Source organism: Limnohabitans simekii (SeqCode) (genome assembly GCF_965234735.1).
Classification (GTDB): Bacteria; Pseudomonadota; Gammaproteobacteria; order Burkholderiales; family Burkholderiaceae_C; genus Limnohabitans; species Limnohabitans simekii.
Map to the genome: position 1 here is coordinate 70857 of NZ_OZ248544.1, position 14645 is coordinate 85501.

The following is a 14645-nucleotide window of genomic DNA, read 5'->3' on the forward strand; positions in this document are numbered from 1 at the left end:
CAGATTCCAATTGTTTGTCGACCAATGAACCCCTCTCCGCTTGACCGACGTGCTGGGTCAAACGCGTAGCGAACGTTGCAGCTCCGCTGCGGTGAGCGGCGTTTGAGCCCAGCGCGGCGGGCAAGCAGGCGTGACTTCTTGATACGTCAGCCAGAACAATTGGAATCTGACCCCAATTACTCCGCCAGATCGGCGGCAAAGTGCTCGGCCAACTGCCGCAAAGCCTGGTCGCCCATGGCCTGCCGCGCCTCAGCCGTGGCACTCCCAACATGCGGGGTCAACACCACGTTGTTCAGCGCCCGCAATTCGGCGGAGACGCGCGGCTCCTCGGGAAACACATCCAGCGCCGCGCCCGCAATGGTTTTCTTTTGCAACGCCTCGGTCAGCGCCGCCATGTCCACAGCGCCAGCATTCGCCAAATTCACCAAATACCCTTTGAGTGCCAGCGCCTGCAACACCTCGGCATTCACCACATGGGGTGGGGCATCAGGACCCATTTCTGGCAAGACCAAGAAATCAACACCCGCCGCCAAGTCCTTCACGCTGGGGTTGAACGCCCAAGCGACTTCGGGCTCGGCTTGAGCAGCCGTGTAGCTCACCTCCATGTCAAAGGCCGAGGCCAGCCCGGCGATGGCCTGGGCTACCGGCCCCATGCCCACCAGCCCCAACCGCGCACCGCTCATGCGGCGGGTCAGGGTGTACGGGCCATCAACCCAATCGCTGTTGCGCACAAAGCGGTCGCCGTGGGCGATGCGGCGACTCGCCGCCAGCATCAGGCCGATGGCGTACTCGGCCTGGTCCGGCACATGGGCATAGGCGGCATGGCAGACCTTGATGTTGCGTTGCTCGGCGGCGGCGTGATCCACGTTGTGACTCGAGCTCCCGCAAATGCAAATGATTTCGACGGCGGGAAACAGCATCATGAGTTTCTTGTCGATCACCGCGTCACTCATGGCCACCATCGCCCGAATGCGCCCCAGCGCCCCAGGGTCGGTGATGTGGTCACGGTCATGCATGATGTAGGTGGTCTGCAGCACCGTGAGCATGTCATGGGGCAAGTTGGACACACGCAGGATATTGATCATGTAGGTACTCCTCGGTCGGTTTCATGCTAACGCAATCGCTCCCACCATAATCGGCAGCAAGCGCCCTAAGATGACCCCTTTCACCCTGCGAACCCCATGAGCAACTCCAAACTGGCCGACATGCGCAAAAGCTACCAGCAAGCCGAACTGCTGGAGGCGCAAGCGCTGGCCGAGCCGCTGAAGCAATTCGAGCTCTGGCTCAACCAAGCCCTGCAAGCCGAGGTGCCCGAGGCCAACGCCATGACCTTGGCCACGGTGTCGTCGCAGCTGCGCCCCAGCACCCGCGTGGTGCTGATCAAGGGCTTTGACGAACGCGGCCTGGTCTGGTTCACCAACTACGACAGCCGCAAGGGCCAAGAGTTGGCGGGCAACCCGTTTGCCGCGCTGCAATTCCATTGGGTGGAGCTCGAGCGCGTGGTGCGCATCGAGGGCCGCGTGGACAAAATCAGCGAGGAAGAAAGCGATGCGTATTTCCACAGCCGTCCGCTGGACTCGCGCATTGGGGCCTGGGCCAGCCCGCAAAGCCAGGTCATCTCTTCACGCGCCGAGTTGCTGACCAACGCCGCCGGTTATGCCGCCAAGTTTTTGCTGCAGCCGCCGCGCCCACCGCATTGGGGCGGCTACCGCTTGGTGCCAGACAGATGGGAGTTTTGGCAAGGCGGTGTGGCGCGTTTGCACGACCGCTTGGTGTACCGCTCAGAGCACGGCCACTGGGTGAAAGAGCGCTTGGCCCCCTAAGCCTTCAACCACTGGCTGAAATGCTGTTCCAGCTTGCCCACTTTGGGTGCCACCACAAAGGCGCAATAGCCTTGGTGGGGGTTGTTTAAAAAATAATCTTGGTGGTAGGCCTCGGCGGGCCAATAGTGCTGCAAAGCTTCCACTTCGGTGACGATGGGCTGGCCATAACTGGCCTGCAACTCGGTGAGTTTTTGCACAATCACCGCTTCGTCGGCAGGCTCGCTGAAATACACGCCGCTGCGGTATTGCGTGCCTTGGTCGTTGCCTTGGCGGTTCAAGCTGGTCGGGTCGTGGATGCCGCAAAAAATCGTCAGCAAGTCCGACAGGCTGATGATGGCCGGGTCGTATTGCAGGCGCACAACTTCGTTGTAGCCGGTGTCGCCGCGGCAGACGTCTTCATAGCTGGGTTGACGCGCTTGGAGGCCATTGCAATAGCCCGATTCGACGTCGAGCACGCCGCGAACGCGCACGAACACCGCCTCGGTGCACCAGAAGCAGCCGCCGCCCAATGTGATGGTGTGGATGGTCATGAAACGATCTTACCCAGTGTGCGAAACTGCCTCTCCTATGTCCTTCATTGGCCCTTTGAAACCCCTGCTCACCACCCTGCTGTTACCACCCGCAGGCCCCTTGTTGTTGGTGTTTCTGGGTTTGCTGTTGGCCAAGTTCAAACGCCGCTGGGCCTGGGGGCTGGTGTTCACCGGCACGCTCATCATGTGGCTGGCCTGTTGCAACGCCACGGCTTACGGCCTGAACCGGCTGCTGTTGACAACCTATCCCGCGGTCACCGCCACGCAACTTCAAGAAAACCAAGCCATCGTGGTACTCGGTGGTGGCGTGGACTTGTACGCGCCCGAGTACGGCGAGCCCATCCTGGGTGAAACCGCGCACAAGCGTTTGCTGTTTGGCGCTCACCTGGCCAGGCAGTCGAAGTTGCCGCTGATTTATTCGGGCGGCATTGGTTGGGCCGCCCCCGGAGCCCAGCAGCGCAGCGAGGCCGAGGTGGCCGCCGAGGCATTAAAACGCGAACTCGGCATGTCCTTCACCTGGGTGGACGATCAATCCCGCGACACCCGCGAAAACGCCCAGCGCAGTTTCGAGCAACTCTCCAAGCAAGGCATCACCCGCATCTTGCTGGTCACGAATGACTGGCACATGCAGCGCAGTGTGCGCAATTTCGAGCAAGCAGGCTTTGTGGTGCAGCCCGCGCCCATGGGCTACACCCAACCGCCCCTGCGCTTTGACACGGATTTCCTGCCCTCAGGCGGCGGTTTGCGCGACACCCGACGGGTGCTGCATGAAGCACTGGGTCGCTTGATGACCTGACTCGGGTTGAATGCACGTTCTTGTCGGCGCTGGGTTACATTACTAACCAGCCAGTCATTAACATGCAAGCCCTTAAAAACATCTCTGCCAACGACGAAACCGCACACAAACGCGAGCGGCGCAAAGAGGCACGTCCGCAAGAGTTGATTGAGGCGGCGCTCACCTTGTTTGTCGACAAAGGTTATGCCGCCACCAAGGTGGATGAAGTGGCCGCGCTGGCCGGTGTTTCCAAGGGCACCCTCTTTTTGTATTTCGACACCAAAGAAGACCTGTTCAAAGCGGTGATTCGCGCCAATTTGTCCGAGCATTTCCCGGTATGGAACCAAGAGTTCGATGAATTCGAGGGCAGCACTGCCGACATGCTGGCCTATGCCATGCAGTCTTGGTGGGAACGCATTGGCAACACCCGCGCCAGCGGCATCACCAAGCTGGTGACGAGCGAGGCCAGCAATTTCCCCGATGTGGTGCAGTTTTACGAAGCCGAGGTGATGCGCCCAGGCCACGCCTTGTTCAAGGCCATCTTGCAGCGCGGCGTGTCACTTGGCGAGTTCCGCCCCATGGACACCGACACCGCAGTGTTCAGCTTGGTGTCCACCATTTTCTTTTTGACCATGTGGAAGCATTCGCTGTCTGCCTGCGTCAGCCAAACCCACTTCCACCCCGAGCAGTTCTTGCGTGACCATGTGGCCACCTTGATTCGCGGTTGGCAAATTGCATGATGCGCGGAGATTGAAGCGATGAAATGGCGTTCCAAACTGTGGTGGGCTGTGGCCCTGTTGGCGGTGGCCGCTGCGCTGGGCTACTACCTGCGTCAACCAGCCCCTGCGAGCAACACCAAGCCCACCCCTGCGGCCCCTGCGGCTGCCCCTGCCCCTGCTGGCACTGCACCTGCGGCGGTGATGGACATCCAAGCCAGCGATTTGCTCTTGGTTGAGCCGCAAATGCTGGTCAACAGCTTGCCCATCTCGGGCAATTTGAAAGCCATCAACACGGTGGCCGTGAAAGCGCGTGTGCCCGGCGAACTCATCGAAATCAAAGGCCGTGAAGGCGACAGCGTGAAAGCCGGTGAGGTGGTGGCCCGCCTGGACCCCACCGAATTCCAGCGCCGCTTGCGCCAAGCCGAGCAGCAAGCCGACGCCGCCAAAACCCAAATCGACATTGCCAAACGCCAATACGACAACAACAAGGCTTTGGTCGAGCAAGGCTTCATTTCCAAAACCGCTTTGGACACCTCACAAGCCTCCTTGGCCGGTGCCCAAGCCACGTACAACGCCGCCTTGGCCGGTGCAGATGTCGCCCGCAAAACCTTGGAAGACACCGTCATGCGTTCGCCCATCACCGGGCAAATTGCTTCGCGCTTGGCCCAGCCTGGCGAACACGTTGGCATGGACATGCGCTTGATGGACATCGTCGACTTGGGCAGCTTGGAACTGGAAGCCACCTTGAGCCCTGCCGATTCGGTGGATGTGCGCATCGGTCAAGAAGCGGCGCTGAGTTTGGAAGGCCGCGCCCAAACCATCAACGCCAAGGTGCTGCGCATCAACCCCAGTGTGCAAGCCAACAGCCGCAGTGTGTTGGTGTATTTGCGATTGCAGTCCACCACCGGCCTGAAGCAAGGCATGTACGCCCAAGGCGACTTGCAACTGAGCCTGAGCAAAACCGTGGCCCTGCCCTTGAGTGCGGTGCGCACCGACAAGCCTCAGCCTTATGTGCAAATGCTGGTGAACAACAAAGTGGCGCACCAAACCGTGAGCTTGGGCGAGCGCGGTCGATTGGCCAATCAAAACAATGGCGAACAGTGGGTGGCCATCCGCGATTTGCCGCCCAACAGCCAAGTGCTCCCTGCATCCGTGGGCGCATTGCGTGAAGGCAGCCCTGTGCGCCTCATCTCGGCTGCGGCACCTGCAAGCACTGCGAAGCCCTGAGCATGTGGTTCACCCAAGTCAGTTTGCGCAACCCGGTGTTTGCCACCATGGTGATGCTTGCCCTGGTGGTGCTGGGCCTGTTCTCCTTCCAACGTTTGAAGATCGACCAGTTCCCCAACATCGACTTGCCGGTGGTGGTGGTGACCACCGAATACCCCGGTGCCTCGCCCGAAATTGTCGAGAGCGAGGTGAGCAAGAAAATTGAAGAAGCGGTGAATTCCACGGCGGGCATCAGCGCCCTCACCTCACGCAGCTACGAGGGCATGTCGGTGGTCATCGTCGAGTTTCAACTCAGCGTGAATGGCCGCAAAGCGGCTGACGATGTGCGTGAAAAAGTCTCGAATGTGCATCCGTTTTTGCGCCCCGAAGTGAAAGAGTCGCGCATCCTGCGCTTTGACCCTGCCAGCCGCCCGATTTGGAATGTGGCCGTGGTGGCCGATCCGAAAAACCTGCCCGAGGGCGTCAACGCCCCCAGCCATGTCGAGATGACCAACTGGGCCGACCAGGTGTTGAAAAAACGCTTGGAAAACGTGCGAGGTGTCGGCTCGGTGGTGGTGGTGGGCGGCACCAAACGCGAACTCAATATTTATTTGAACCCGCAGGCCATGGAGTCTTTGGGCATCAGCGCCGACCAGGTGGTGAGTGCGGTGTCGAATGAAAACCAAGACCTGCCGGTAGGCTCGGTGCGCTCCATCCAGCAAGACCGCGTGGTGCAAGTGCAAGGTCGCATGGAACGCCCCGAAGATTTCGGCGAGATCATCATTGCGCGTAAAGCGGGCAGCATCGTGCGCCTGAAGCAAGTGGCGCGGGTGAATGATGGTGCCCAGGAACTTGAAAACTTAGCGCTTTACAACGGCGGGCGCACCCTGCTTTTGTCGGTGCAAAAGTCACAGGATGAAAACACCATCGAGGTGGTCGATGGCTTGGCCGCCACCGTTGAAACCATGCGCACACAGCTGCCACCGGGCATGCGCTTGGAGACGATTTACGACGGCTCGCGGCAAATTCGCGTGGCGGTGAACAACGTGCGCAAGACCTTGGTCGAAGGTGCGCTGCTGACCGTGTTGATTGTGTTTTTGTTTTTGAATTCTTGGCGTTCGACCATCATCACGGGCCTGACCCTCCCCATCGCTGTCATCAGCACGTTTTGGATCATGTCGCTGATGGGCTTCACCATCAACATGATGACGCTGATGGCACTCTCACTGTGCATTGGCTTGCTGATTGACGACGCCATTGTGGTGCGCGAGAACATCGTGCGCCATGTGCAAATGGGCCAGTCCGCCTTCAACGCGGCGATGGACGGCACCCGCGAAATTGGTTTGGCGGTGTTGGCTACCACCTTCTCCATCGTGGCGGTGTTTTTGCCCATCGGTTTCATGGACGGTGTGATTGGCAAGTTCTTCCACGAGTTCGGCTTGACGATTGTTGCTGCGGTGATGATTTCCATGTTCGTGAGCTTCACCCTCGACCCCATGCTCTCCAGCGTCTGGCACGACCCCAGCATTCATATTGACGGTAAAGCCAAAAGCAAGCCGAGTTTTTATGACCGCAGCTTGGGTCGGGTCACCGCGTGGTTCGAGCACAGCACCCATCGGCTGGGAGATATCTACCAAGGCCTGTTGAGCCAAGCTTTGCATCATCGTTTGGTGACCGTGCTGGTGGCCCTGGCCGTGTTTGTGGGTAGCATTTTCATGGTGCCCATGCTGGGCACCGAGTTCGTGCCCAAAGCCGACTACTCGGAAGCCTCGGTGACCTTCTATGTCCCCGTGGGTTCGTCCATCGAAGTCACTGAAGCCAAAGCCAAAGAAGTCGAGGCCATGCTGCGCAGCTTCCCCGAGGTGCGCTACACCCTCAGCACCATCAACACGGGCAACGCCAACGGCAAGATTTACGCGAACGTGTATTTCCGCATGCTCGATCGGCATTTGCGCAACTTCAACATCAACGACTTCACACCGAAAATCCGCGAGCGTTTGCGCAACATGCCAGGCATCACCGTCACCCATGTGGGCTTGCTCGACTCGGTGGGCGGCTCCAAGCAAATCGAGTTCTATTTGCTCGGCCCCGATCAAGCCGAGTTGGAACGCTTGGCTGGCTTGGTCATGGCCAAGATCCAAAACGTGCCCGGTTTGGTGGATGTGGACTCCAGCGTCAAACCCAACAAGCCCACGGTGGACATCAACATCAAGCGCGAAGCCGCCGCTGATTTTGGTTTGGGTGTGGGGCCGATTGCCAACCAATTGCGCACCTTGGTGGCTGGCCAAAGCGTGGGCGTTTGGCATGCCAGCGACGACCAAACCTACGATGTCTTGGTGCGTTTAGACCCCCTCATGCGCACTGCCCCACAAGACTTGGAACGCCTGCCTTTCAATGTCGGCCAAGGACCGGATGGCAGTGCCCGCATCGTGCGCCTGAACCAAGTGGCACAGGTGAAAGAAGGCGTGGGCCCGAACCAAGTGAACCGGCGTGAACTCTCCCGCGAAGTGGCCTTCAGTGGCAACACCTATGGCCGCGCCGGTGGCGATGTATCCAAAGACATTCAAGCCATCATGGCCGAGATTCCCCTGCCCGATGGTTACCGTTACCAATTCGGTGGTTCGACCAAAAACATGAAAGAGTCTTTTCAATACGCCGTCATCGCCATGGCCATGGCCATCATCTTCATCTACATGATTTTGGCCAGCCAGTTCAAAAGCTTTTTGCAACCCCTGGCCCTGATGACCTCACTGCCCCTGACGCTGATTGGGGTGGTGCTGGCACTGATGATGTTTGGCTCCACGTTGTCCATGTTCTCGGTGATTGGCGTCATCATGCTGATGGGCTTGGTCACGAAAAACGCTATTTTGTTGCTCGACTTCGCCATCCGTGCCCGCGAAGGCTTGTTGCGCCACGACGGCACCCGCGAACCCGCCCTGCCGCGCAACGAAGCCCTGCTGATGGCCGCGAAAGTGCGCTTGCGCCCCATCCTGATGACCACACTGGCCATGGTGTTTGGCATGCTGCCTTTGGCGTTGTCGGTCAGCGAAGGCTCGGAACAACGCGCACCCATGGGCCAGGCCGTGATTGGCGGCGTCATCACCTCGTCTCTGCTCACCCTGGTGGTGGTGCCCGTGGTCTACTGCTACCTCGACGATCTGAGTCAATGGCTCAAGCGCAAGTGGAATGGCCATGGTGCTCACAGCCTTTAGTGGCTGGCTAAAATTGACGACTGGAAAAAGAATCACATGAACACTGAACTTGCCCGCTTCAACATGGTCGAACAGCAAATCCGCACTTGGCATGTGTTGGACATGCGCGTTTTGGGTCTGCTCGCGCAACTGGACCGCAGCCTGTTTGTCCCCAGCAGCTTTGCCGCCCTGGCCTACAGCGACACCGAAATTCCGCTGTCACATGGCGAGCACATGATGGTGCCGCGAGTGGACGCTCGTTTGCTGCAAGACCTGCAATTGCAACCGCATGAAACCGTGCTGGAAGTGGGCACCGGCAGCGGCTACCTCACCGCTTTGTTGGCCCAGTCTGTCGCCCAAGTCACCAGTTTGGAGTGCCATGCCGACTTGGTGGCCAGCGCCCAGCAACACTTGGCCCAAGCGGGTGTTGGCAACGCACAAGTGCGCCACAGCACCGGTGTGCCGCAACTGACCGAGAAGTTTGACGCCATTGTGTTGGGCGGCTCGGTGGCCGAGGTGCCTGAAGACATGTTCAACATGCTCCAACCCGGTGGCCGTTTGTTGGCCGTGGTGGGCAACGAGCCCATGATGCATGTCACCCGCTTTTCTCGCTTGCTCGATGGCAGCGTGCACAGCCAGATTTTGTGGGACGTGGTGACACCACGTCTGCATGGCTTTGCCGAAACACCCGCCTTCCAGTTTTAACCAACGTAGTCACAACGAAAGAAGTTCATGAAATTGTTTCGCACCCTGCCCTTGATCGCGGCCATGAGCATGGCCTTTGTAGGCGCAGCCCAAGCGCAAAGCCTGGTTGAGATGTTTGACGCGGCCTTCAAGTCGGTGCAATTGCAAGCCGAAGCCACCAAGCGCAAAGTGGAACAAGCCCAGGCCAAGCTGGGTCCCATGGTCAACCTGAATTTGAATGGCAGCACCAACCTCATCGATAACAATCTTGAAGCTTCGCGTGGCTACAGCAGCGGCACCGCCACCATCGCTGGCAGCCAGCCTTTGTACCGCCCGGCAGACAACGCCGAAGTCTCGCAAGCCAATTTGCTGTTGAAACTGGCCAACGAACAACTGCGTGCCGCCGAGCAAGACCTGATGGTGCGCCTGAGCCAAGCCTATTTCGATGTCTTGGCCAGCCAAGACAGCCTCACCTTCGTACAGGCCCAGCTCAAGGCGGTGTCCGAGCAACTCGCGTTTGCCAAACGCAATTTCGAGGTCGGCACCAGCACCATCACCGACACCCGCGAAGCCCAGGCCAGCTACGACCTGGTGGTGGCACAAGAAATCGCTGCAGCCAATGACTTGCGCGTGAAAAAAATGGCCCTGGATCAACTCGTGGGCAAGTCAGACTTGAACCCCAAAGCCGTGGCCCTGACGGCCATGCCACAAGCGCCCCAACCCGCCAATGTGGACGAGTGGGTGAGCCTGAGCGCCCAACAAAATGCGTCGGTGCAACAAGCCCGCATTGGTGTGGACGTGGCCAAGTTCGACATCGAAAAAGCCAATGCGGGTTTGAAACCCACGGTGGATTTGCAACTCAGCTACACCCTGCAAACCAACATCAAGGGCACGGTGGCACAGGCTTTACCGAAGGACTACAACCTTGGTTTGGCCACCGGCGCCGTGGTTTTGAGCTACCCCTTGTTCAATGGCAATGCGCTCAGCAACCGTGTGCGTGAAACCATGTCCTTGGCCGGCAAAGCCAGCGCCGATTTGGACAACGCCACCCGCAACATCGCCCAAGCCACCCGCGCCGCCTACTTCGGTGTGGTGTCGGGCGTGGGTCAGGCCAAGGCCTTGAAAGCCGCCGAAGAATCCAGCCAAGTGGCCTTGGAAGCCAACCAGCTTGGTTACTCGGTGGGTGTGCGCATCAACATCAATGTGTTGGATGCGCAAAGCAAACTGTTTGACACGAAAGCCAAATTGGCCAAGGCCCGTTACGACGTGTTGGTGGGCCACCTGAAGCTGCGTCAACTCAGCGGCAGTTTGCAATTGCAAGACCTGCAAGACATCAACAAATTATTGGCACCCTGAACATCGCTTGGAAACATCTAAAGGCTTGTGCAACCCACAAGCCTTTTTTTTGTCAACTCAATGCGCCGCCTCTTGCACCTGGGCGTCAGGTTTGACTTCCCTCAGCAAAGCCATCATGTCGTGTTGAATGCGGTGCAAGGCCTGGGTGGTTTGGCCTTCAAAACGCAGCACCAACACGGGCGTGGTGTTGGAGGCCCGCACCAAGCCAAAGCCGTCGGCCCAGTCGATGCGCACACCGTCGATGTCGCACAACACAGGTTGGTGTTGGGGCGATGGCATGCCTTGGGTTTGCGCACGTTTGAGCAGTTCAGCAGTGACGCGATGCGGCTCGCCTTCTGCACACGCCACGTTCAACTCGGGGGTTGATTGGCTGGTGGGCAAGGCATGCAACACCGCGTTGGCGTCGGGCGAGCGGCTCAAGATTTCCAACAAACGGCAACCGGCATAGGTGCCATCGTCAAAGCCATACCAACGCTCTTTGAAAAACACATGGCCGCTCATCTCGCCGCCCAGCGGTGAATCGATGGCTTTCATCTGCGCTTTGATGAGCGAGTGGCCGGTTTTGAACATCACCGGCACGCCGCCTGCGGCGCGAATCGCAGGTGCGAGTTGCTGCGAACATTTCACATCGAAGACGATAGTGCCACCGGGCACACGGCTCAAAACATCTTGGGCAAACAACATCATTTGCCGATCGGGGTAAATGGTTTGACCGTCGCTCGTGACAATGCCCAAGCGGTCGCCGTCACCATCAAAGGCCAAGCCCAATTCGGCTCCTGTGGTTTGCAAAGCGGCAATCAGGTCTTTCAAGTTTTCGGGTTTGCTGGGGTCGGGATGGTGGTTGGGAAACTCACCATCGACGTCGCTGAAAAGTTCAATCACTTCACAACCTATGGCCCGCAAGATGGCCGGGGCTGATGCGCCTGCAATGCCATTGCCACTGTCGACCACGATGCGCAGGGGGCGGCTCAGGTGTATGTCTTGCACGATGCGTTCTTCATACGCTTGGTTCACGCTGACCTGTTTGACGCTGCCACCGGCTTTCAACACCCAGCTTTCGTCTTGCATCATTTGGCGCAAGCCTTGAATTTCTTCGCCGTGAATGGCGCGGCCTGCCATCACCATCTTGAAGCCGTTGTAGTCCTTGGGGTTGTGGCTGCCGGTGATTTGAATGCCGCTGGTACACAAGGTGTTGGCGGCGAAATAAAGTTGCGGTGTGGTCACCATGCCAACGTCAATGACATGCACACCAGCGTCCATCAAACCTTGCACCAAGGCGGTTGCAAGCGCGGGGCCACTGAGGCGACCATCACGTCCCACAGCCACGGTGGTTTCACCCTGGGCCAAAGCTTGGGTGCCAAAGGCTTTGCCCAGCGCTGTGGCCACCTCGGGGTTGAGCGCGGTGGGCACCACACCGCGGATGTCATAGGCCTTGAAAACATGAGCTGAAATTTGCATGGTCGCGCATTGTAGGCGTGGCTTCTGACAAGTTTCGTCGACCGCGCGGCTTATGATGACCCTCCATTATTGAAAACTTTTTTCACCCCCTCATGCCTTTTGCACAAGCCGCCCACACCAGCCCATTCAAGCTGTGGCAGATGCCCATCAACACGCCGTTGGGGCGCATGCGTTTGGTCGCGGGTGAAGCCGGTTTGGCCGGTGCTTGGTTTGACCACCAGCAACACCGCCCCGACATCGATCAGCTGCCTTGGGGCCCGAGCCTGCATTGGTTGCGCGAGGCCAAGCAACAGATCGGCGAGTACTTTGCAGGCCAACGCCATCAATTTGAATTGCAACTTGAAGCCGTGCATGGCAGTCGCTTTCAGCAACAGGTGTGGCAGGCCTTGCGCGTTATTCCTTATGGTCGCTTCACGTCCTATGGTGAATTGGCCGCCCACTTGAACCACCCCAAGGGCGCCCGTGCGGTGGGCATGGCGATCGGGCGCAACCCTTGGAGCGTCATCGTCCCCTGTCACCGCGTGGTGGGCGCCAATGGCGCACTCACCGGTTACGCAGGCGGCATCGAACGCAAACTCGCTTTGCTCAAACACGAGGGCATGCTCTTGTGACCTCTGGTTTGCGACGGCGGGATTGGCTGCCAGAGTTTGTGTTGTTGGGCATGATTTGGGGATCTTCTTTTTTCTTCACGCGCATGGCCACGCAAGAATTCGGACCTTGGTCCACCGCCTGGATGCGGGTATCGGTGGCTGCCATCACTTTGTTGCCTCTGGTTTTTTGGCAACACCAAGCCCAAGCCATCAAAGATGAATGGCGCCCCTTGTTCGGCATGGGTTTGTTCAACTCGGCGGTTCCGTTCTTCTGTTTTGCGTTTGCATTGCAATCGCTCAGCACTGGCTTGTCGTCCATCTTGAATGCCACGACACCCTTGTTTGGCGCTTTGATCGCTTGGTTGTGGTTGAAAGACCGCCCCACGCGTTGGCGTGGATTGGGCTTGCTGCTGGGTTTTGCCGGATCAGCCTGGTTGGCCGTCCATGCGCCAGGCGGTGTGTCCTTCAAAACCGGTGGTTCGGGCTGGGCCATCTTGGCCTGTTTGCTGGCCACTTGTTGCTACAGTTTCAGCTCCCTGTATTCACAGCGCAACCTTCAGCATGTGTCGCCGATGGTGATTGCAACCGGCAGCCAATTGGGAGCGTTTGTGGTGTTGGCGGTGCCGGGCTATTGGTATTGGCCCAGCGTGTTGCCCAGCATGAATGCTTGGTTGAGCCTGTTGGCCGTGGGCATGATGAGCACCGGCTTGGCCTATGTGCTGTACTTTCGCTTGATCGTGAAAACCGGTGCCGCACGCACCATGACGCTCACCTATTTGATTCCCTTGTTCGCCAACCTGATTGGTGTTTTTGTGCTGGATGAAATCGTCACCGGCACCATGTTGTTGGCGGGTGTGGTTATTTTGCTGGGCACGGCCATGGCGAGCGGTTTGTTTCCGCGTCAGGGCTTGCCCTGACAAAGCGCCAGCAGCTGCTGGTTCAAGGGGTGGCCAGGCGTTGCAAACGCCTTCATCATGCTGAAGTGGTGCAAGCCAGGCAACACCTGCGCGGTTGGCACACGTTCACGTCCCCATGCGTTTTGAATCAGTTGGTTGTGCGCCAAAAACGCTTCGCTCTCCAAGCCACCCACCACGCTGTGCAACACGCCACGCTTGGGCGCGGGCAACCATGCAGGGCTGGCCTTCAAGACCTGTTCTTCGTCCAAACGCAGCGCCTCTTGCAGCATGGGCGAGCGGCGCAAGGAATCGAGCTCGTACAAGCCCGACACTGACAACGCAGACTTCACCAAGTCGGGCGGCAAGTCGGGCGCGTAAGCCCGCCAATCGCAGGCCAGCATCATGGCCGCCAAATGCCCGCCTGCCGAATGTCCAGCCACTTGGATGCGGCTGGCGTCGCCCCCCCAGGTGTCGATGTGCCGCCAAACCCAGGCCAGCGCTTTGACCATTTGCATGACGATCTCGGGAATCGTCACTGCGGGGCACAGCGCGTAATTCGGCACCACCACGGTGACGCCTTGTTGCGTCAGTGACGGCGCCACAAAAGAATGGTCGGACTTGTCCAAGGCCCGCCAGTAACCGCCGTGAAAAAACACCAAAACTGGTGAATTTGAGGAACTTGCTTTGTTTGGGCGATGGTTTTGCTGCGCTTGGCTTGGGGTGCTGAGGGCGGAATTGGTGGCCGTGAAGATGTCCAGCGTCTCGCTGGGGCCGCTGCCGTAGCTGATGTCGGTCAAGCAGGGCTGGCTGTCGCGCACGGCTTGCGAATCCCGCGTCCATTGCTGCAGGTGGTTGGCGAAATCCGGGACCAGCGCACGGTTGTTGTACATCCGGTCGTACCAGTCGGGGCTGTGGTGTGGGGTCATGGCGCCAGTCTAACTGCCGCCGTTAATTGGAATCTGACCCCAATTTTGGAGGCTTACTTGGACGTCTGCGCCTGCCGAATGGCCGAGTTGGCCGCATCTCCGGCGTTGTTGCCGCCCGACGGGTTTTGAATCACCAGCCCGAGCAAACGCGCACCGTGCTCGACAGCGATGGAGCCATAAGAAATATCGCCGTGCACCACCGAGTCTTTGTGGAACTCGACACGCTCGGTGGCGTAAATATTGCCTTCCACCTTGCCCGCCACCATCACGCGGTGCGCCGTCACGTCACCCGACACCTCGCCGCTGGCACCAATGGCCACGGTGACCTTGTTTTCTTTGGAGGTTTCGATGTTGCCAACCACCTTGCCATCGATGCGCACACTGTCGACCAAGACCAAGCGCCCATAGATTTGCGTGGTGCGGCCAATCAGGGTTTCAAAACGCTCTTGGGAACTGGCCAAGGGCTTGTCACGCAGTTTTTCAAACATGGG

The 14645-nt window shown here is 58.8% G+C and carries 14 protein-coding genes; 9 read left to right on the forward strand and 5 right to left on the reverse strand.

Annotation, left to right across the window (positions count from 1 at the left end):
* Positions 1-176: 176 nt before the first annotated feature.
* Positions 177-1085, reverse strand: a complete 909-nt coding sequence (locus AC8GFP_RS10955; protein WP_506613110.1) for an NAD(P)-dependent oxidoreductase — start codon at positions 1083-1085, stop codon at positions 177-179.
* Between the two features lie 96 nt (positions 1086-1181).
* Here AC8GFP_RS10955 and pdxH point away from each other — a divergent pair, with 96 nt between their 5' ends.
* Positions 1182-1823 carry a pyridoxamine 5'-phosphate oxidase gene (pdxH, locus tag AC8GFP_RS10960; RefSeq protein ID WP_506613112.1) on the forward strand — a complete coding sequence of 214 codons (642 nt, stop codon included), beginning with the start codon at positions 1182-1184 and terminating at the stop codon, positions 1821-1823.
* On the opposite strand, the gene msrA is transcribed toward pdxH, so the two are convergent.
* Positions 1820-2353: a peptide-methionine (S)-S-oxide reductase MsrA gene (gene msrA, locus AC8GFP_RS10965; RefSeq protein ID WP_506613114.1), complete on the reverse strand. Its 534-nt coding sequence runs from the start codon at positions 2351-2353 to the stop codon at positions 1820-1822. The genes pdxH and msrA overlap by 4 nt on opposite strands.
* Between msrA and AC8GFP_RS10970 the strand changes: the two genes are divergently transcribed.
* The 6 genes from AC8GFP_RS10970 to AC8GFP_RS10995 all read left to right on the forward strand — a co-directional run bounded on the left by AC8GFP_RS10970 (position 2352) and on the right by AC8GFP_RS10995 (position 10284).
* Positions 2352-3149, forward strand: a complete 798-nt coding sequence (locus AC8GFP_RS10970; protein WP_506613116.1) for a YdcF family protein — start codon at positions 2352-2354, stop codon at positions 3147-3149. The genes msrA and AC8GFP_RS10970 overlap by 2 nt on opposite strands.
* A gap of 62 nt (positions 3150-3211) precedes the next feature.
* Positions 3212-3868: a TetR/AcrR family transcriptional regulator gene (locus AC8GFP_RS10975; RefSeq protein ID WP_506613118.1), complete on the forward strand. Its 657-nt coding sequence runs from the start codon at positions 3212-3214 to the stop codon at positions 3866-3868.
* An 18-nt stretch (positions 3869-3886) separates the two neighbouring features.
* Positions 3887-5074, forward strand: a complete 1188-nt coding sequence (locus AC8GFP_RS10980; RefSeq protein WP_506613120.1) for an efflux RND transporter periplasmic adaptor subunit — start codon at positions 3887-3889, stop codon at positions 5072-5074.
* A 2-nt stretch (positions 5075-5076) separates the two neighbouring features.
* Positions 5077-8265 carry an efflux RND transporter permease subunit gene (locus tag AC8GFP_RS10985; protein ID WP_506613122.1) on the forward strand — a complete coding sequence of 1063 codons (3189 nt, stop codon included), beginning with the start codon at positions 5077-5079 and terminating at the stop codon, positions 8263-8265.
* Positions 8266-8301: 36 nt separating this feature from the next.
* Complete coding sequence (locus tag AC8GFP_RS10990) at positions 8302-8949, forward strand: protein-L-isoaspartate O-methyltransferase family protein (RefSeq protein ID WP_506613124.1); 648 nt, start codon at positions 8302-8304, stop codon at positions 8947-8949.
* 27 nt (positions 8950-8976) lie between these two features.
* Entirely contained in the window at positions 8977-10284 is a 1308-nt protein-coding gene (locus AC8GFP_RS10995; RefSeq protein ID WP_506613125.1) for a TolC family outer membrane protein, read from the forward strand.
* Between the two features lie 57 nt (positions 10285-10341).
* Here the strand turns inward: AC8GFP_RS10995 and AC8GFP_RS11000 are convergent, their stop codons facing one another.
* Complete coding sequence (locus AC8GFP_RS11000) at positions 10342-11742, reverse strand: phosphomannomutase/phosphoglucomutase (protein ID WP_506613126.1); 1401 nt, start codon at positions 11740-11742, stop codon at positions 10342-10344.
* 92 nt (positions 11743-11834) lie between these two features.
* On the opposite strand from AC8GFP_RS11000, the gene AC8GFP_RS11005 reads away from it, so the two are divergent.
* Both AC8GFP_RS11005 and AC8GFP_RS11010 read left to right on the forward strand, forming a co-directional pair.
* The gene (locus AC8GFP_RS11005; protein WP_506613127.1) at positions 11835-12353 is read left to right on the forward strand and encodes a methylated-DNA--[protein]-cysteine S-methyltransferase; all 519 of its coding nucleotides are present in this window, start codon (positions 11835-11837) and stop codon (positions 12351-12353) included.
* Positions 12350-13249, forward strand: a complete 900-nt coding sequence (locus AC8GFP_RS11010) for a DMT family transporter (RefSeq protein ID WP_506613128.1) — start codon at positions 12350-12352, stop codon at positions 13247-13249. The genes AC8GFP_RS11005 and AC8GFP_RS11010 overlap by 4 nt, the downstream gene beginning before the upstream one ends.
* Here AC8GFP_RS11010 and AC8GFP_RS11015 read toward each other — a convergent pair.
* Both AC8GFP_RS11015 and AC8GFP_RS11020 read right to left on the reverse strand, forming a co-directional pair.
* Positions 13234-14154 (reverse strand): alpha/beta hydrolase, encoded by a 921-nt coding sequence (locus AC8GFP_RS11015; RefSeq protein WP_506613130.1) that lies wholly within the window; start codon positions 14152-14154, stop codon positions 13234-13236. The two genes, AC8GFP_RS11010 and AC8GFP_RS11015, sit on opposite strands and share 16 nt — an antisense overlap.
* A gap of 53 nt (positions 14155-14207) precedes the next feature.
* A complete protein-coding gene (locus tag AC8GFP_RS11020; RefSeq protein WP_506613132.1) occupies positions 14208-14642 on the reverse strand; it encodes a bactofilin family protein in 435 nt (144 codons plus the stop codon).
* Positions 14643-14645 lie beyond the last annotated feature (3 nt).